This is a genomic window from Clostridium pabulibutyricum, assembly GCF_058242705.1.
Genome location: NZ_JBZAYZ010000021.1, coordinates 13,865 through 31,832, shown reverse-complemented (window position 1 = coordinate 31,832; position 17,968 = coordinate 13,865). Strand labels below are relative to the sequence as shown.

Sequence of the window (17,968 nt, the reverse complement as noted above, 5' to 3'; positions counted from 1 at the left end):
ATCCAACAAGTGTAATACCTAAAAAGGTAATTAACATAATTACTAATAATTTATTTTTTATTTTCATTTGACTTCCTCCAATCTAATTCCTATTTGCAAAAAAATTTTTTGCTGCTGCCTTATCTTTCTCATCTTCATCTTCTATATTTTCTATTTTTATTTTATTTATTATTTTTTCTCCCTTTGCTAATGCTTCTTTCCTCTCCGGAGAATTTTTATATTTCTCATATTCAGCTCTTTTTTCTTCTCTAAACTCTTTAATCTCATTTGAGACTCTTCTTTGATAATCTCCTTGATAGCATCTATACGTATCTGTGATACCTGGAAATATTTCAAATTGCTTTGCTTTTTTAAGTTTCACAGGGTGTTTACCTGTGATTATCAGAATTGATTCATCCGGATTCATAGTTAAAATCTCATCCGCATTTATAAGATTTCTTCCCGCATAACTGAAATTTTGGGAATTTGAAGAACTATCATTTTTACTACTTTTTGATGTGGACTTTGAAGAAGTTTGAACCTTTACCGTCGTTTTACCTGCAAGCTTTGAAAAATACTCTGCTGTAGTATCGTTGACATTACCCAAACATAGCTTTATACCACAATTACCTAAAATACTCTCTGCCTGCTCTCTACCATACTTTTCTTGCAGTTGAGTTATATTCTGAATTATAGTACAACAAGCTATACCATACCCTCTGCAGGTTGCTAAAAACTTCTCATAATTATCGAAACGCCCTAGATTTGGGAACTCATCAAGCAGGAAAATTACTGGTTGTGGTAACTTTGAATTGTTTTCAGCTCCTAAAGCATAAAGCTCCTGGAACATTTGACTGAAAAATAAATTGATAAGCCCTTCCCATGTATCATCCATAACTGGGATTATTACATATAAGGCTATTTTTCTTTTTCCAACATCACTTAGAAAAAAATCTGAATTTGATGTAAAGTCTGCAACTTCCTGATCTACATAATCCCCTATAGTTGTAAGTAAAGAAATTATAATACTTGTCCTAGTTTCCTCTTTAGATTTTTTAAATCCTAATTCATAAGCCCTCCTTGCAGGGTGTGTTTTAGGTAATTTTAAAAATTGTTCATCTAAACTAGAAATACCGTCTTTGTCTTGTTCAGGATCAAATTCTTGTAGGAAATCAAGTACCCCTGGCATATTTCTCTTCTCTATTGGCATTTCATAAACACTATATAAAATAAGTGCTTTTAAAAGTGATAGTTGAGAATTGTACCAAATATCTTTATGCTTTGAGTCGTTTTTTGCTGCAACCATTGTATTTGCAACTGTTGCAGCTTCTCTATCTTTTCTTACATAATCAAAAGGGTTATAATGATCGCTATTCAACATATTCATAAAATTTATTACGTGTACCTCATACCCCTGTGCTTCTTTAACCTTTGCCGTCATCTCGTAAAGTTCTCCCTTTGGATCTGTAGCTACAATAGAACATTCTCTTTCATTTAGAACGTTAGTTACAACAAAACTTTGAGTTTTAAATGAACCTGGTCCTCCTACGACAAAACAATTTCTATTGGGAAGTGATGATTTAGTTGGCTGAACTAAAGCCATATTTTCCTTTATTCCAAGTACTATACCATTAGAATCTACTCTATTACTCATTATTTTTATTCCCCTCCTTTTACATTCATAATTGATTGTTTTAAATCATTTAAAAACTGTTTTACAGGTACAGCTGTAGTCTGACCTTCTACAAAAATTTCTGAACTATCGGCATATCTACTTGAACCATGAATTGCATACTCTGATTCGATTTCATATTTAGATTTTTTGCTACTATTAAAAATTAATCTTAAAAATATAATCAACACAACTAAAGTACCTAAAATAAATATAGGATTTTTATTTTTTGTAAGGCTTGTGATTACATCTATTGGGTGATGTTCCAAGCCTTTAAGGCTTGAAATAATCATACTTTTATTTACATTTGGAATTTTATACTTCTGTGCTAGAGAAGCTATATCACTTAAACATAGAACTCCAATCTCTAAAATTCCTGATACTATAACACTTCCGATTACTTTACCTTTAGATATTTTCATTCTTATTTGCCCCCTTTACTGCTACCACTGTTATATGGAGCAAAACTTCCCATAAGAGTTATTTTATTTACAAGGTACTTACTGCCTTGCTTTGTTACTTCTACTTCATAAATTTGGCTTACTGGGTTTGCATTTGAACCATTGACACTGTAAGTTGTATTGATACTTACAAGTGCCTTTGCTTTGTTTGTGTTTGTATCAGTTAAATAGATATTTAAACTATTAACCTTGTTTTGTATTTGGGTTTTAGGGGCTTCTGCCCCTCCTGCCCCCTGCAACGATTGATATACTTCATCAGTCACATATTTTTTAATTTCTTTAAATCTGGAAACATAAGTCTGATTATTGTAGTTAAATTCTGCATAAAATACATTGTGTATAACATTTTTTATATTGTAGTTATCCTGGTTGCTCCCTTCACTGGATAGCTGGGATAACTTTTTATTCAGCTGTTGATTTTCAGTAGTTATATTTTTTATTTGACTTTTTTGCCTGCTTAATATTACTCCTTGGCCTACAATACCTATTATTAAAATGATATTTAATACAATAGATATTGCTAGGCCTATAAAAAATTTCTTCATAAACCTACCTCTTTTCTAATTTTTAACTCTTCCATATCCCGCCAGATGTGATTCCCAAAAACTATTATCCAAGCTTGTATATCCAACTCCATGACCTCCACTTTGATACATTGTATTATTTCCAACATATATTCCAACGTGAGTTATATAATCACCTGCATTATATGTTCCTTTGAAAAATACTAAATCACCTGGTTTCACATCTCCTGGAGCAATTTTGCTTGTTACATCATATTGTGCTTGTGCTGTACGTGGAAGGTTTATTCCTGCTTGATCATAGACATACTGTACAAGTCCTGAACAATCAAAACCAGTAGAAGGAGTAGAACCTCCAAATACATAAGCTTCTCCTTGAAATTGTTCTGCTGTACCAATTAGTTTTTTATAAGAATCATTTCCTAGTGGAGATTGAGAAGCACCTTCTGATCCTCCTGTATTTGTTACACTTACATACCGCATTACATGGTCGTAATAGCTTGGATCACCATATCTACCACCACGTGAAGCCGAAAAAGACATTGCAAGTTCTTTTGTGCCTTTTCCACCATGTGAAGCCACATAATCTACATATCCCTGTCCGAAATTGTATGATTGAATTATCGTAGCAAAATCACATTTTTTCTTATTTGCATACTGTACGATTGAGCTAAAATACTTAATTCCTACATTTAGAGATTCTTGAGGATCTTGGATTGAATTAGGTGCAAGTCCTTCACTTTCTGAACTTTGCATTATGTCATTTGTACCACTATTCCCACTTTCTTGATATACAATAGCAAGTAATACTTCTGTATAATTTCCAACTTTATATTTATTAGCAACTTCTGCAATTAAAGGTCGCCATTTCTGAACCGATTCAGGTACTTTTGCCTTTCCGAAATTATTATTATCAGTCTGTTGATGCCCCAAAATAGCTACAATTATTATGAAAAATATCACAACAACAATAATTATTATTTTTTTCATTTTTTACTGCCTTTCAAGTACTTTTGAGTTAAATCATTTATTTGCTTTTGGATAGCAGCTTTCTTTTTTGCATCTGTCTCCTTGGCTATACTGTCCTTTAAAGTTTTTATCCTGCCTTCTGCATTTTTTCTATTTATTGCTGTTGTTATATCTTTATCCTTGAGTTTTGAATTTATATCTTCTGCATCAACTACATTATTGTGCGATATAAATGCCAATGCCAACCTTTTAAGCTGATCTTTGTCTGAAATAAGTTCTTTTTCTGCAAGCAAGTAATTATAGTTATAATTTATAATCTGCTTTTCTGTATTTACATACCTATTACTACTTTTCATCTTTGGTATATCTTTCTGTTCCCCGGTCGCATACATTTTTTCTATTACTTTACTTGTTGAATTTGGATCTTCTCTTATAGCATCATCATACTGTCCAAATTCCATGTAAGCATCAGCTATCTGTGATTTTGTATATCCACTTTCTTTTAGTAAGTTACCACCTGTTTTATAATTTTTCATACTAAATTCCTTATAGGCATCAGCCTTCTTATTTATCATTTGAATTTTATTTGAATAAACATCTTTTACTTTGTTGTTAGAAACCTTACTTACACCAATTGCTACAATTAAAATAATCAATATGACAGCACCAGTAATTACCCTGGCTATAGCTTTTTTTTGCATATTTATTTTTTTGTTAATCTCAATATCTTTAAAATGCTGCGTTTCATCAGTGTTTAGTTTTTCATTAATTACACTGTGAAGCTCCTGTACTGATTGAGTTTTATCCACTTCAAATAAAAAATTGTCTTTTATTTTATTTAAGAGTGCATTTTTATTTATTCTGAATTTTTCAAGTGAAAATGGTGAAAGCATTGACATTGCAAGAAGTTTGTATTGTTCTAAGTCTGTGTAATTATGAACATATGGAATGAGCTTATTGCTCCTATACATGAATTTTACATTCTTTAAATTTTTAAAAAATACATTTTGTGGATGTAGTATCACTTTATCTTCAAACTTTTCAAGTGGGTTAATATCAAGTATTCTTTCAAGTAATGATAACCTAATCACCTTTGAATATTTTTTGGCTCTTATTATAGGCTTATACCCTTCCTCTATGCTGTATTTTAAAATATATTTTTGCCCCTCATGTTTTATAGATGTAAGAGGGAAGCAGTATTCATTATTCTTTTTTAATCCTTCAAGTTCACTAATATTTTCAGCTAAAGCTTTATTATCATTTATGTGTATTGTATATTCATTTTTTTTCGTATATACAGTTAAATCATCTATTAATAGTATTTTCAAGCTCTCCACCCTCCTAAACTATTTTTTATTTCTTCTATTTCCATAGGGCTTATATAAAGCTCATTTTCATAGTCAGGTTGAATATCCGGATCTTCCTCAAATTTCTCTTTATATCTTTTTCTATTTTCTAACCTTAATTCTTCCTTACTAAGCTGTATCTTCATAAAAACCCTTTTTGTTCCATATAAAAGTAAAGCTTCGCCCTGTCTCTTTGCTCTTAAAAGGGATATTTCAGGTTTAGAAAAGTTTAATTGAAGTTTACTTATAACCTCATCAACTCCCCTGTTGTCCAAACCAAAGAACAATTTTGTAAAACTATTTTCAATTACAGCAGTTCCTAGTCCTCCCTCTGCTCTTAAAACATCTTGTATCTGCTGTGTAACTGCTATAGCTCCAGCGTGGTACTTTCTGAACCTCTTATATGCCTGAACAAAGAAATCCGCACTTTCTTTGTTCTTAATCAAGAAATGGAATTCATCTATAAATAAATAAGTGTATTTATCATTTTTATTTGATTTTGTTATAATGTCCCACAAATAACTAAAGGTATTTAGATAACAAGCTCCTTGAATGTCAGCTTCGCTTTGTAGAGCCTTTAAATCAAAAGAAATGATGTTATTGTTCAGATCTATATTTGTATAGCCATTGAACAAGGAGTTTGAACCATATACATAACTTTTTAATATAAAGTAGAAGTCTTTTACTTTATTAAATGCTTCTGGATTCTCTTCTTTTAAAGCCCCGATTTTTTTATATAAATCTTCAAATATAGGGAAATCTTTATGGGTCATTTTGTTTATATCCTTGATTTCTCTAAGCTTTGTATAAAGGCTCATTAAAATATCCTCTATTATAGACATTTCAACTTGCGTCATATCACTTTTAATAGCTTTAAATAATCCTCTAAGTCTTTGACATTTCTGCTTTATAAGATTTTCAACCCTAGCAATATCACTCATATTTTTAATTGATTCATCATCTTCAACTTCTTCTGAAAATATTTCAAGTGGATTTATTTTGGTATCAGATATAGAACTTAAATGCACCACAGTACCGCCAAAATATTCAATAATATCTGTATATTCATTCTCAGGATCTATAACATATACATTAAAGCCCCTTGCTATAAGATTGAGTATTTTTCTTTTAAGATAAGTGGTTTTACCAACTCCTGACGTTCCTACAACAACCATATTTTGATTGAGTGTTCTTCTATCATCCAGGTAATTAATTGATACTATAGAATTTGTAATCTTATTAGTCCCTTCAATTATTGAATTTGGAGAAAGATCGCAAATTTCGCTATCATCAAAAAGAAAAAAGCTGCTAGCTGCCGTCGTATTTGACATTTGATATGTGTAATCTTTAAGTTTATTTTGATTTAATGGAAGTGCCGACCAGTAAGCACCTGCCATACGATAATATGGAATTATGCCTCTCATATGAACTTTCATTAAAATTCTGTTAACATTTTCTTCCAATCTATTGATTAATTCAAGACTTTCTGCTTGAATTAATATATAAGTATAAATATATAAGAACCCAAATTTATTATTAAGAGACTCCTTTAGTTGATTTTCTGCACTATGAATTTGTTCTTCTAAATTCATAGTAAGTTTTGGATCTTTAGTTTTAAGTAACTCGGCTCGTTTATTTTTTATACTTTTGTTATAGTAATCAAGCATTGTTGTGTCACTGGCTTTCTCTATATATTGGGTAATCGTAACATTACCCTTTAATCGCTTTAAATCAGAAAGCCAGTTTCCTCTTGCTTGTGTAGGGTATTGAGCTATTGCAATCACCCTTATATAGTTCCCGCCTAATTCCACATTATCTTTATTTTCTTTGTATATAAAAGGGTAAATTGCTTCAATAGGTGTATTATCAATTATCCCTTTCAATTCATCCTTTTTAACTTCCTCTGTTTCTTCAATATCTTTAGCTCCTAATTTTTTAGTTAAGTTTTTAGTAATTTTTTTAGCTTTCAATTTAAACATTCAATCACTCCTTACTAAACATAAATTGAATTCTTAAAATCTATAAATCTGTGCAATGCAACTATAATATCCTTTGCATTTAATACAGTAGTTTCTGCGTCGTAAGATTCTAAAAGCGTATTCAAAGAGTTTTGAACTTTTTTAACCTTTTCAGTTAGATTTTTTTCAGCAAATTTCAATTCTTCAATAGTTCTTTTTTTAAGTTTTTCACTTAGAACTATTAAGTGCTGTTTTGTAGTTAAATCACTCGAAAGCTCCATATTTTGATATTCTAAGCAGTATGAAGCAATAAGTTGTAATAAATGTTTATTAGGGTTATTTGCTTTAGCTTCTAAATACCTTTTTTTCCAATATAGATTATAATTTTTCATATCCAGTGGTATTGTCATAGAAACTATCTGTGGATTGTCTTCTTTGTTCTGGCCTAAGAAGGAAGCATAATCTTCAAATAATACATTTTGTTCATACTGTGCAAGGAGATCTAAGTTAATTCCCTCAACTTTAATCATTGAAATAAGACTATTATCCTTTAAATATACATAATCTTCATATACACCTTCTATTGGGCTTTCATCTTGTATGAATTTTTCTGCTGTTTGAGTTTGTTTTTTATTTTTCTGCATTACCTATCACCTCTTTTTTTGGGTTTTAAGAAAAATAGTTTTTGTCTACTATAGAAGCTTAAAATAGTTTTTAAATGTTCAATAAGTCTTATATTATCCCGGTACTTAACTGGTCTTGCAATAGCAAGGATAAAACCACAAGTTATGAAAATTATTACAAGTATTATTTTTATAATCCATAATGCAAGTACACTATAAGGTGGTATAACAAGTATTAATATAGAAACTAAAGCAGGTATGGAAATATATTTAATTGCGTCCATACCTGTAAGTCCTGGTATTAAGTTGTAACCACTTTCCACATTTCTCGGGAAAACAAATTTTTTACCTTCTCTTTCTTCTCCATCTTCATTAAACATTTCAAAAATGACTTTCTTTATATCTTCTTCACTAACTCTCATTTTTCACCACTTCCTTATTGAAACAATCCATAAATCCAAGGAATGAGCCATGTTAAAGCTCCACCTGCGGCAACAGCAGCAGCTACCATTCCAATACCCCTCCACATTTCGTTTTTCATATTAGGATCATCCAAACTTGGCAGTTTTGCTATAACTATTTTTGCAGCTGCTATAATTCCGACTATTGCAATAATAGATGTTATAACAACTTTGATTGATGTAAGTCCCTGATTCAGCTTACTTTGTACTTCTCCTGCGTCTGATGCAGCTTTTACTAATCCTGTATTATCTAATAGTAAGACTGCTGTGTAAGCTGAAACTAAGCATTTCATTATTTTCCCTTTCATTTCTTTACCTCCCATATTTATCTATCTAATTTTATTTTACCATTAGTTTCTTCTACTTGCAATTAGTTTATTGTAATTGCAAGTAGTTTATTGCTTTTTTAAATTGATTGCAATTAATTGCAATCAATGATACAATTTTTTTGAGGTGATATTATGGATTCTAAAAAATATGGTCTTGTAAATAGAGTAAAAATTTCTAATGCTATAGATAAGAATTTATATGAAAAGCTAACTAACTTGTCCAAAGAAACAATGATACCAATATCAAAGCTGTTGGACAAAGCCATAGTTTTGCTTCTTGACGAATACAGTAAAAAGTAATCTATTTTACCTTTCCATTTTTTAATTCCAAATTTTTACTTATTTCTCTTTTCTTTTTCATCTCAATATAATTATTTAATTCATTTAAATTTCTGACAGCCTCCTCTTGCTTGAAGTATGGAGAAACCTTTTTTAACTCTCCCTTTCTATTACATTTACCTATTGAATATCCTTTTCTACTATCAACAATCTCAAAAGGTTGTCTAGTTTCATCAAGCCTTTTATTTAACTGGATTCCATAAAATCCTAAAAATCCTTCCAGGAATGAATGACTATCATTCTTTACTTCTGTTTTAATCTTATTTATTCTTTCATTATTTTGCAAATTATTAGTAATTTTTTCCTTAGCTTTGTTTATATTGTCTGTAATCTTAAAATCAAGGCCTTTAGATTCTACATCAAAATGTTTAAGTGTTTTATCTATTAACTGTTTTCTTACAGAAGGTTTATTCTCAAGACTTTCTAATAAAATTTTTCTTCTAGCATTATTAATATCAGTGGTATTAAATTTTAAATTACCTGTTTTAAATGAATTTAGCCTGATTTTATCTTTATTATCTTTTAAATAGATACAAGTAACTTTATCTAATTTAAATAATGTCCTGTCCCTTAAAATTTCATATTCAGATGTTCCGAACAAACTCTTTATTGCTTCATCTTTAGTTTTAAAGTCCTTAGTAATTGCATAAGGCTCTTTTCCTTCCTCATCATGGTACTCCAAAAAATACTCGCCATCATCTTCTTTTAAATCAATAGATGATCTATCATCTATATTAAATTTTTTTAATAGCTTACCTTTTTTATTGAATATCTCTTTTTTCTCAAATTTCATTAATTCATAAGTGGATTCATATTCAATAAGTTTTACAGATTCGTTCCTCTGTTTTAAATCTTTTATTTTATTAGCTTCCTTTAGATCTTCCTCAAGATTTCTTTGTCTTTCCCTCTCATAAATTAAATTTCTATCCTGTCTGGCTTTTTCCTGATACATTCTAAGTTGCTGAATAGCACGTAAAGCCCTACCACTAGAACTATTATCATTTTCAGTAGCATCACTGTTGCTATCATCTTTTTTCTTTTTATTTAACTCATCTATGTCCTGCATGATTAAGCCCCCCTTTATATAAAATATTTTTACAAACTTATATTACGTTTCCTCTTTTTCTGTCTCTTACGTTTCATTTGTTTTTCAAGCTCAAGATTATTCTTATTAATCCGCCTATCAGCCCCGCCTATTAGAATTTTCAAAGCATCAAATAATAAATTACTATGTCTAAAGCTATTAGTATTTTGCTTATATTCACGTATTTTCTTATTAAATTCATCACTGTAATTATCCTTATCATTAGATCCATAATCTTTAAATTTTTTCAAATAGTTATCTTTGCTGAAATACTCATCTATATTCTCTCTGCTTTCATTATTTATTTCATTGATATGAGAAGCACATTCGCAATAAAACATATATACAAATGCCTTATTATTTAATTTAAAGTTAGGATATTTTTGTTTTAAAGTCCTTCTATCATTTTTAATTAAATCAAGTATCTCATTTTGTTCTTCTTTACCATATTTTCTTGGCGGATTTTCAAAGTCCTTTGGCTCCAATGTTTTTTCAAAGTATTCTCTACTCATTATAAAAATTTCTTTTTCTTGTATAGTTAGCTTTGTTCTATTTTCCCATTCAGGGTACATTTTCTCTAACTGATTATCATAGATTTTATTCATTATATCCATAGATTTTTGAAGTTTTTCAGTATTGTTAAATATCAATTCCATTTTATCTAAAACTCTGTCAGGTACATTTTTAGTTGTCTCCGGTTTAGTAAAATCAATATTATATTTTTCCTTATATTCATTAAATAGTTTTTCTAAATGACCTATATTATTTTTAATAGATAATGAAAATCTAATCCTATCATTTAAAATATCTTTCAAATGATCTTCAAGCATATCATTTTCAGCATATATTTTAACTTGTTCAATTTCTCTTTCATCAAGTATTTTATTTTCTTTCAAAGTTGTATCAACTAAATATATTTTTTCATACTTATTTAATTTATCTATATTTAAATCTTTATAGTACCTACTTATAAATCTGTCTGCCCTATTTTCAAGAATATTTTCAGCTGTAGAAATAAAAATTTCTTCCTTCTCTATTCTATTTAAGATTTTGATTTTGTCTAATGTATCATCCCTAAATTTTAAAGACTTATTCCAATTTTTAAGTTGTTCTTTCCTCTTACTGATAGTATCTATATTTACATACATCTTTAAATGTTTTGCAATTTTACTTAAATTTTTAACTTCATCTCTAGTCAAGCAGGAATAGAATTTTTTATTATTTAAATTTCGTTTCTTTTCCTGCTTATATTTATTTAACTCTATTACAGTTCTGTTATATTCTCTTACTTTTTTATTGCAACTTACTCTATCAGATACTTTGCCTTTTTTACTCATATTCCTTGCTGCGTATCCTTCATGTATTGTAGGCTTAGTTTCTTTTCCTAAATCCTTATTACTTTTGCAACTTATAGAAATACCTTTACTTTTCAAAGCACGATTTGAAAAATCTTCCCATGACTTACGCCATTCCTTCATTTTATTTCTATCATTCCAATCTGTTGTATGGATAGCTTTATATTTGACTTTACCATTTTTATCAATTATTTTTTCTTTTCTTTGCTTATTTCCCCATTCCCCATTATTTTTAAATGGTCTTATCGTAAGCATTACATGAAAGTGAGGATTCTCTTCGTTATCTCTATGAATAGCAATATCAGCTACCATACCTTCATCAACAAAAATTTTTTTACAATAATCATAAGTAAGTTTTTCCTGTTCTTCATCATTTAATTCTTTTGGAAGTGCAATATTAAACTCCCTAGCTAATTGTGAATTATATTGTTTTTCTTTTTTCTCAACTTCATTCCATAGCTTTTGTCTATTACTAGCCCATTCAGGAGCGTTTTTTGGAACTAATATCATTGTTACAGGCTTAACTTCTCTTTTATAAAACTTATTACTTTGACTTCTTTCATCATATAGCTTTTCACCACTTCTATAAGCAGCACAGGCAACAGCCGAACGTTGTCTACCTTGCTTGTTTATTCTACTTATTACTTGACCTGAAAAATGATATATCGCCATAACGCTCCTCCTTTCATTTCATTAATTTATTAATGCTCAAAACGCAAAAGCGTTTTGCTATCATTTTAATAAATTTTTTTGTAAAAATTTCGCATATACCACTTGTGGTATATAAGTGCGCCCTTCACAAACTCGGGATAACTAAAACCTTGCATCTCAATTATAACACTACCAAATTTACCAATCAATATGATTATTTGATTTTTATGGAATAAATGATATAATAATTACAATGGATACAATATTAAAGGAGGTATTTATATGACAAATAAAATAGATGATATTGAAGCTAAAATTGAAAAACTTAAAAAGAAAAAAGCTGAATTAATTTCCAAAAGAGAAAAAGATGTAGGAACTTATATAATAAAATCTTGGGGCTTATCTGATTATTCAACTAAAAATATTTTTGAACTAATAGATAAAAATAATCCTAACAAAGATAATAAATCCGATAATGTAAATTCGGATTCAACGGTTTAGTATGAATGATATCAAAAAATTGGATTTAAAGATTAAATATTTAGAGGATAAAAAGAAAGCTCTAAGTAAATCAGTTAGTTATGAAGAACGTAAAAAAAGAACAAGACGCTTAATTCAGACTGGAGCTTTAGCAGAAAAATACTTTAATATAGAACACTTATCTATAGAGGATAGAGAAGCTCTATTTTCCATGTTTGCAAACTATATAAAAGAACACGCCCCCGAAAAGTATTCCCTTGTAAATAAAAAGAATAAAGATTAACTTTAATCTTTATTCTTTCCACCCATATTTAAAATATTTGAAATTATATCTTTACTTTCTTTATCTTCATCACTCAATTTTTTGCTACTTTCTTTTAAATCTCTACTTATTGCAGTTTCATCAATTTTTATATTTTTATTTTCTAAAATTTTAGCAATATTATTTATAGCATTCACAATATCCGATGTAGTTTTATCCTTATACATTTCTTTATATATTAGTTCTTTAACATACGCACTAAAACTTTCTCCCAAACTATCACAATAATTCAGAATATCACGGTCTTTTTTATTTCTTAGATTGAAAGAAACTGGCTTAATCTTTCTATCATCTGTTTTATTTTTCATCTTCAATAGCACTCATTTCTAACACTTTATCATAAATTTTTGAATTAACAAATTGACTATCATCAACTAATTCAACTCCATCATTATATATATTCTTCCAATACTTAAAAGTAGGTAATGCACCTCCACCCATTAATTTAATTTTGGATACATTAGAAATATCAAAATAACTTTCTATTTCAGAAGCTAATTCTGTAACATGCTTCTCTATAATTTTATGTGTATCTCTAATATCAACCTTCTTTTGATTAATAACTATTTCATCTTCACCTAAATGTTTTTCTATATATTCACTTGTTACATTTCCTCTGCCTGTATCTTTTATATGTTTTGCAATTTTAGCATAAAGATTATAAAAAGATTTATCTTTAGTATCAAATTTTACAGGCTCTTGGTTTTCCCATTGAATTATATTTACTGTACCTGCTCCTATATCTATTGTCAATATTGTTTGATTATCTTTAGTTAAAACAACCAAGGCTCCTTCAACAAAAACTACAGCTTTTTTTATGTTTATTATCTTTTCTTCATTATTAATTTTTATCTTTTGAACTCCCATAGTATTTAAATATTTCTCGAACTTATCTTTAATTTCACTCATATATTTTACAATGGGAAGCCCTACACAAACATTAACTTCTATAGCAGGGTCTTTACTACTTAAAGCAATGGCAGTTAATAAACATATCTTATAATCATCTGTAAAATATCTATTGCCGGTAGTAAAATGCTCGCCATCTCCTACAACATAATCAATACCATTATAATTTACTGGATATATTTCTTCTCTCTTTTTACCAAAGTTTGCAACTCTACCTAACCTAATTCTACTAGCAAATTTTTGATTTTTAAATTTCACATATCCGTTTCCTAAATCCACTCCCAAATTTACCATTTTTTATTACTCCTTCTTTTATTTTATTGTAATACATTATATATATAATTTATATCTATAATTAATATGTATTACTTTTTATATACTAATTATATAATTTTTTCTTAATTAAGTCAATATTTCGTAATACTTTTTATATAAAAAGTATTACGAAATATTGACTTAATATAAATGATATATATATTATATAAAATGTATATCATTTATATTTTTCCATAAATTCCAACAACGCTACTGCAACTAAATCTCTTTGTTTTTCAACTCTGCCAGAGCAAAAATTCACAAAATCATCTAATACACCCTTATAAGTTTTAAAAGATTTACTAAATAATTCTCCCTGTAATTCAGGCCTATGTATATCTATTTTTTTACTTTCTTCTTGATTAAAATTAATTTTATTTTTCTTATATAGATCTATTATTTTTAATAATTCAGGATATTCTTTTTCAATGACTTTTTTAATTTTTTGCTCTGTAATTACTGATAAATTATCGTCATTACTTACTACAGAATTAGCCTTTTTCTTATTAACTTCATCACTAATAAATGACGATAAATTATTATCATTTATTTTTTTAGGAATATCATACATATGCGTACTACGGTTATATTTTATAGATGTATTTTTTATAAGTTTAGAATAATTTTTTCTACTTATATTAAACTTGTCCATTATAAACTTATCAGTAGTTATTTTTTCTTTTCTATCTTTATTTTTGATAATATTCTCATTAATAGACTTAGCAATATTTATAAGTTCACTTATATCAAGTTTGTCCATATAGTCACCCTCTTAAAAAAGTAATTATGATAATTTACTATGAATTATACTATTCTATATTTTACACAAATTTCCTTTAATAATAAAAAAATAATTACTTAAAATAAAATAATTTTTATATTTTACATAAGTAATTATAATAAATTATGATAATTAACCCTTAAAATCAAAAGTAATTTTCCCGTCTTTCAATATTAATGCAGCATCAAAACTTTTCCCTTTTTTGCTTTTAAATCCCTTTAAGATTCCTGTACTTCTGCCATTTATTAATTTTTTAACCATAGATTCAGTTATATTTTTTCCAGCTATTTGTTTACCTATAAAGAATTTACAACCTTCCTTCCACCTGCTACAGCCATATCCTTTTTTACCAACTATAATTTTACCCTGGCCACACACAGGACATACCCCTAAATTTTCATGCCCTTTACTCTCTATCTTGTCAATTTTAATTTCGTTGCCTTTGGAAATTATATTGTCCAGTTCAATTTTAATTTTATCTATTATGCTTCCAATATTTAAATTACCTTTATATACATTTTTAAGTTCTTTTCCGAATTCAACGGTCTTTTCCTTATCTAAATCAATATTCAGTTTTTCAAGAGCCTCTATAAGCTTTATTCCCTTACTCTCACATTCAAGATGTCCCTTAACTTCTTTTATATACTCATATTTTTTTGCATTTTTTAAAATTCCGGCTCTGGTTGCAACTGTACCTATTTCACAACCTTCAAGTATCAATTTATATTCGTTATCATCATTATTATTTTCTAATTCTTCGACTTCACTTTTCTTGAAAGGATTTTTAAGAAAATTATTAAGCTCTGATTCCGTTACTCTGTTTGGTTTTTGAGTTTGTTTCTCATCTACTGAAAGTTTTGTGTCGAGCTTCTCACCCTCTGTAAATTCAGGAAGCTCATTTTCTTTTTTCACATTCTCATACTTGAAAAATCCTTCCTGTTTAATTATATTTCCTTTAAGCTCTATAACTTCATATTCTATAGTTATGAGTACCTTAGTTTCTTCAATTATTGCTTCCTGATTCAGAAAGTTACTCATAAACCTATTTTTTATTGCCATGTATACCTCGCGTTGTCCCTGCGGAAGCTCCTTTTCATCAGGGATTTTAATTGTAGGTGTAATTGCACTGTGACTCTCAACTTTGCTGCTGTTAAATATAGATTTTTTATCTTTAAAATCTATATCAACGTTAAATTTTTCTTTCACTGCTGCAATTACTTTTTTTATTTTTTCTTTTTCTGTATCTGCTAAATACTCTGTATTAGTACGCGGGTACGTGGTAAAACCATTTTCATATAATTTTTGCAAATGTTTTAAAGTATCATCAAGAGACATTTTATATTCTTTAAACATCTTATTTTGCAAGGTATCAAGAGAAAAAAGTTTAGGTGGCTGCTTTTTTACTTCTTTTTTCTCAACTTTACTAACTACAGCTTTTTTACCTTTTAATCTATTTAATAGATCCTGGGCTTTCTCTCTTTCGTCTGCCGCAAAATGTCTATCTTTTAACTTTGTTTTTATTTCAATATTTTCTTTTTTAATTAACGCTCCAATTTCAAAAAAAGTTTCAGGCTTAAAGTTTTCTATTGCTTTATCCCTATCATAAATAAACTTAACTATTGGTATAAGTACACGTCCAACAGGTAAAAAAGATTTACACTTTAAACTAATATACCTGGTTAAATTTATTCCATATGTCCAATCAAGATATGTCCTTGCAAGGCCTTCATTGTATAAATTTCTGTATTGGCCATCATCTTTTAAATCTTGCAACTCATACCTGATAGTTTGAGTTGTCTGCTCTGGAAGCCACAACCTTTTTACTGGTTTATTAAAATTTTCTTCTTTAAAAACTCGATTAATTATATTATTTACAATAACTTCACCCTCACGATCAGCGTCACCACAATTTATAATCTCGCTAACTTCTCTCCTTTCAATTAAACTTTTAATAATATTAAATTGCTTTTTTACTTCTTTATCATCCCTGATTTTAAATTTAAAATTAGTAGGAACAAAAGGCAATTCATCGAGATTCCATTTAATCCTTTCCCTGTCAAAATAATCATCTACATCATACAACCTCAATAAATGTCCAAAAGCAAAAGTAACAATAAAATCACTACTCTCAAAATATCCATCATGTTTACTCATAGATCCAATACTTTTTACTACATTAATAGCCAAACTAGGTTTTTCAGCTATTATAAGTTTCAAAAAAACACCCCTTTTAATCATTATTAATTATCATAATTTATTTTAACATAAAAAGTAAAAACAAGTAAATACATAATGGGGAGCTACACTCCCCAAACCCCTAGTACTACCGCCTTACATGACGGACACCTTGTCAACTCCGTACCTACGTTGACGCCTTCCGTCATTCCAGTTGGTCTACAGATAAAACCTTCTTACTTTTCCCTTCTAATTAAAAAACTTTTTTAATTAGAAGTTGCTTTTCGTTAGATCTTATGATAGAACAGGTAGAGTCAGAGCAGGAGCCAGATGCAGTTGTTCCCTTTATATCAGACAATAAGTCTGACATAAGGAAATAACTGCTATTCGATAGAACAGTATATCACCGTCACCGTCACCGTCTTGCACCCTATTTGTTATGTATAACACCTATAAGCTTTCTACAGTACGGTTCCATCCTACTGCTTCTTTATCTGCTTATAGTTCCCGGCACATTAGCACCCTGGAACTCCCACACCTGACCTTTAAGTTGTCACCACTCTCGCACCTGTACATCTAAAAATAGGGACTAGACATTTTGTACAGAGGTTCATTTTCTGCATTGGCTGAACTAACCTGACCTTGTTTAAAGTGTTTATAGGGCTGTCCACTATATACCATAGAGGTGATATACGACCTTTTTATTCATATACTCACAGCTAAATAAATTAAAATAAATTATGATAATTTATTTAACTCTAAATACAGTAAAATTTTTTTGAAAAATGGGTTTAAATTTTATCTAAATATGTTATAATAAAAATACTTAAAAAAAGGCTGACTTTAATACGCTTCCTTTTTAAGTATTTTTTTGGAAATTGAATACTTAAAGGAAATTAAATGTTCAGTATTCTTTTTTTAGTTCAACATTTTTAGCGTATCATTTAAAAGAACTATCAAAAACAAAAGTAAAAATAAAAGAAATTAAAAAAGGTAACTGCGATAACAATTATCTGCAATTACCTATCATTTCTATTGAAATTAGTACATTCGTGTGCTAAAATATTACTATGAATAATAGTAATAAATTAGGTTACAGAAGTACTCCTGATGGTTAGAGCGAATAACCATTATCGAGTGTTTAAGAAATACTTCCAATATTTCTTAAACCTGTGGCCTATTTATTTACTTTTACATTTCTTTTCGATAAATCTATTTTATAACAAATTACTCATAAT

At 28.8% G+C, this 17,968-nt stretch carries 18 protein-coding genes; 3 read left to right on the top strand and 15 right to left on the bottom strand.

Annotation, left to right across the window (positions count from 1 at the left end; translation table 11 throughout):
* Window positions 1-82 precede the first annotated feature (82 nt).
* The 9 genes from AC4CVH_RS15585 to AC4CVH_RS15545 are packed head-to-tail and all read right to left on the bottom strand — an operon-like array spanning window position 83 to window position 8,298.
* Window positions 83-1,633: a VirD4-like conjugal transfer protein, CD1115 family gene (locus tag AC4CVH_RS15585; RefSeq protein ID WP_490788650.1), complete on the bottom strand. Its 1,551-nt coding sequence runs from the start codon at window positions 1,631-1,633 to the stop codon at window positions 83-85.
* A gap of 5 nt (window positions 1,634-1,638) precedes the next feature.
* On the bottom strand, window positions 1,639-2,073 hold the full coding sequence (locus AC4CVH_RS15580; RefSeq protein WP_490788649.1) for a hypothetical protein: 435 nt from the start codon (window positions 2,071-2,073) through the stop codon (window positions 1,639-1,641).
* Between the two features lie 2 nt (window positions 2,074-2,075).
* Entirely contained in the window at window positions 2,076-2,657 is a 582-nt protein-coding gene (locus AC4CVH_RS15575; protein ID WP_490788648.1) for a YddI family membrane protein, read from the bottom strand.
* 15 nt (window positions 2,658-2,672) lie between these two features.
* Window positions 2,673-3,623 carry a bifunctional lytic transglycosylase/C40 family peptidase gene (locus tag AC4CVH_RS15570; protein ID WP_490788647.1) on the bottom strand — a complete coding sequence of 317 codons (951 nt, stop codon included), beginning with the start codon at window positions 3,621-3,623 and terminating at the stop codon, window positions 2,673-2,675.
* Window positions 3,620-4,930 (bottom strand): type VII secretion protein EssB/YukC, encoded by a 1,311-nt coding sequence (locus tag AC4CVH_RS15565; protein WP_490788646.1) that lies wholly within the window; start codon window positions 4,928-4,930, stop codon window positions 3,620-3,622. Before AC4CVH_RS15565 ends, AC4CVH_RS15570 begins: the two co-directional genes overlap by 4 nt.
* Complete coding sequence (locus AC4CVH_RS15560; protein ID WP_490788645.1) at window positions 4,927-6,927, bottom strand: VirB4 family type IV secretion system protein; 2,001 nt, start codon at window positions 6,925-6,927, stop codon at window positions 4,927-4,929. Before AC4CVH_RS15560 ends, AC4CVH_RS15565 begins: the two co-directional genes overlap by 4 nt.
* Window positions 6,928-6,941: 14 nt before the next feature.
* On the bottom strand, window positions 6,942-7,550 hold the full coding sequence (trsD, locus tag AC4CVH_RS15555) for a TrsD/TraD family conjugative transfer protein (RefSeq protein WP_490788644.1): 609 nt from the start codon (window positions 7,548-7,550) through the stop codon (window positions 6,942-6,944).
* Window positions 7,550-7,951 carry a hypothetical protein gene (locus AC4CVH_RS15550; protein WP_490788643.1) on the bottom strand — a complete coding sequence of 134 codons (402 nt, stop codon included), beginning with the start codon at window positions 7,949-7,951 and terminating at the stop codon, window positions 7,550-7,552. The genes trsD and AC4CVH_RS15550 overlap by 1 nt, the downstream gene beginning before the upstream one ends.
* A 14-nt stretch (window positions 7,952-7,965) precedes the next feature.
* The gene (locus tag AC4CVH_RS15545; RefSeq protein WP_490788642.1) at window positions 7,966-8,298 is read right to left on the bottom strand and encodes a CagC family type IV secretion system protein; all 333 of its coding nucleotides are present in this window, start codon (window positions 8,296-8,298) and stop codon (window positions 7,966-7,968) included.
* Window positions 8,299-8,451: 153 nt separating this feature from the next.
* On the opposite strand from AC4CVH_RS15545, the gene AC4CVH_RS15540 reads away from it, so the two are divergent.
* Complete coding sequence (locus AC4CVH_RS15540; protein WP_490788641.1) at window positions 8,452-8,619, top strand: ribbon-helix-helix domain-containing protein; 168 nt, start codon at window positions 8,452-8,454, stop codon at window positions 8,617-8,619.
* 1 nt (window position 8,620) lies between these two features.
* Here AC4CVH_RS15540 and AC4CVH_RS15535 read toward each other — a convergent pair whose 3' ends face one another.
* Complete coding sequence (locus AC4CVH_RS15535) at window positions 8,621-9,724, bottom strand: hypothetical protein (RefSeq protein WP_490788640.1); 1,104 nt, start codon at window positions 9,722-9,724, stop codon at window positions 8,621-8,623.
* 29 nt (window positions 9,725-9,753) lie between these two features.
* Entirely contained in the window at window positions 9,754-11,769 is a 2,016-nt protein-coding gene (mobQ, locus tag AC4CVH_RS15530; RefSeq protein WP_490788639.1) for a MobQ family relaxase, read from the bottom strand.
* 261 nt (window positions 11,770-12,030) lie between these two features.
* Between mobQ and AC4CVH_RS15525 the strand changes: the two genes are divergently transcribed.
* Complete coding sequence (locus AC4CVH_RS15525; RefSeq protein WP_490788638.1) at window positions 12,031-12,249, top strand: hypothetical protein; 219 nt, start codon at window positions 12,031-12,033, stop codon at window positions 12,247-12,249.
* Window position 12,250: 1 nt separating this feature from the next.
* Window positions 12,251-12,511 carry a hypothetical protein gene (locus AC4CVH_RS15520; protein ID WP_490788637.1) on the top strand — a complete coding sequence of 87 codons (261 nt, stop codon included), beginning with the start codon at window positions 12,251-12,253 and terminating at the stop codon, window positions 12,509-12,511.
* A gap of 2 nt (window positions 12,512-12,513) precedes the next feature.
* On the opposite strand, the gene AC4CVH_RS15515 is transcribed toward AC4CVH_RS15520, so the two are convergent.
* From AC4CVH_RS15515 to AC4CVH_RS15500, 4 genes are all read right to left on the bottom strand, one after another.
* The gene (locus tag AC4CVH_RS15515) at window positions 12,514-12,858 is read right to left on the bottom strand and encodes a hypothetical protein (RefSeq protein WP_490788636.1); all 345 of its coding nucleotides are present in this window, start codon (window positions 12,856-12,858) and stop codon (window positions 12,514-12,516) included.
* Complete coding sequence (locus AC4CVH_RS15510) at window positions 12,848-13,753, bottom strand: ParM/StbA family protein (RefSeq protein ID WP_490788635.1); 906 nt, start codon at window positions 13,751-13,753, stop codon at window positions 12,848-12,850. The genes AC4CVH_RS15515 and AC4CVH_RS15510 overlap by 11 nt, the downstream gene beginning before the upstream one ends.
* Window positions 13,754-13,952: 199 nt before the next feature.
* A complete protein-coding gene (locus AC4CVH_RS15505) occupies window positions 13,953-14,534 on the bottom strand; it encodes a hypothetical protein (protein ID WP_490788634.1) in 582 nt (193 codons plus the stop codon).
* A 153-nt stretch (window positions 14,535-14,687) separates the two neighbouring features.
* Window positions 14,688-16,772, bottom strand: coding sequence for a type IA DNA topoisomerase (locus AC4CVH_RS15500; protein WP_490788633.1), 2,085 nt, complete (start codon window positions 16,770-16,772; stop codon window positions 14,688-14,690).
* Between the last annotated feature and the right edge of the window lie 1,196 nt (window positions 16,773-17,968).

What these genes read in the sequence shown, in the direction of transcription:
- AC4CVH_RS15585 (WP_490788650.1), bottom strand. Translation starts at nt 1,633, where the DNA reads ATGAGTAATAGAGTAGATTCTAATGGTATAGTACTTGGAATAAAGGAA.
- AC4CVH_RS15580 (WP_490788649.1), bottom strand. Translation starts at nt 2,073, where the DNA reads ATGAAAATATCTAAAGGTAAAGTAATCGGAAGTGTTATAGTATCAGGA.
- AC4CVH_RS15575 (WP_490788648.1), bottom strand. Translation starts at nt 2,657, where the DNA reads ATGAAGAAATTTTTTATAGGCCTAGCAATATCTATTGTATTAAATATC.
- AC4CVH_RS15570 (WP_490788647.1), bottom strand. Translation starts at nt 3,623, where the DNA reads ATGAAAAAAATAATAATTATTGTTGTTGTGATATTTTTCATAATAATT.
- AC4CVH_RS15560 (WP_490788645.1), bottom strand. Translation starts at nt 6,927, where the DNA reads ATGTTTAAATTGAAAGCTAAAAAAATTACTAAAAACTTAACTAAAAAA.
- trsD (WP_490788644.1), bottom strand. Translation starts at nt 7,550, where the DNA reads ATGCAGAAAAATAAAAAACAAACTCAAACAGCAGAAAAATTCATACAA.
- AC4CVH_RS15550 (WP_490788643.1), bottom strand. Translation starts at nt 7,951, where the DNA reads ATGAGAGTTAGTGAAGAAGATATAAAGAAAGTCATTTTTGAAATGTTT.
- AC4CVH_RS15545 (WP_490788642.1), bottom strand. Translation starts at nt 8,298, where the DNA reads ATGAAAGGGAAAATAATGAAATGCTTAGTTTCAGCTTACACAGCAGTC.
- AC4CVH_RS15540 (WP_490788641.1), top strand. Translation starts at nt 8,452, where the DNA reads ATGGATTCTAAAAAATATGGTCTTGTAAATAGAGTAAAAATTTCTAAT.
- AC4CVH_RS15535 (WP_490788640.1), bottom strand. Translation starts at nt 9,724, where the DNA reads ATGCAGGACATAGATGAGTTAAATAAAAAGAAAAAAGATGATAGCAAC.
- mobQ (WP_490788639.1), bottom strand. Translation starts at nt 11,769, where the DNA reads ATGGCGATATATCATTTTTCAGGTCAAGTAATAAGTAGAATAAACAAG.
- AC4CVH_RS15525 (WP_490788638.1), top strand. Translation starts at nt 12,031, where the DNA reads ATGACAAATAAAATAGATGATATTGAAGCTAAAATTGAAAAACTTAAA.
- AC4CVH_RS15520 (WP_490788637.1), top strand. Translation starts at nt 12,251, where the DNA reads ATGAATGATATCAAAAAATTGGATTTAAAGATTAAATATTTAGAGGAT.
- AC4CVH_RS15515 (WP_490788636.1), bottom strand. Translation starts at nt 12,858, where the DNA reads ATGAAAAATAAAACAGATGATAGAAAGATTAAGCCAGTTTCTTTCAAT.
- AC4CVH_RS15510 (WP_490788635.1), bottom strand. Translation starts at nt 13,753, where the DNA reads ATGGTAAATTTGGGAGTGGATTTAGGAAACGGATATGTGAAATTTAAA.
- AC4CVH_RS15505 (WP_490788634.1), bottom strand. Translation starts at nt 14,534, where the DNA reads ATGGACAAACTTGATATAAGTGAACTTATAAATATTGCTAAGTCTATT.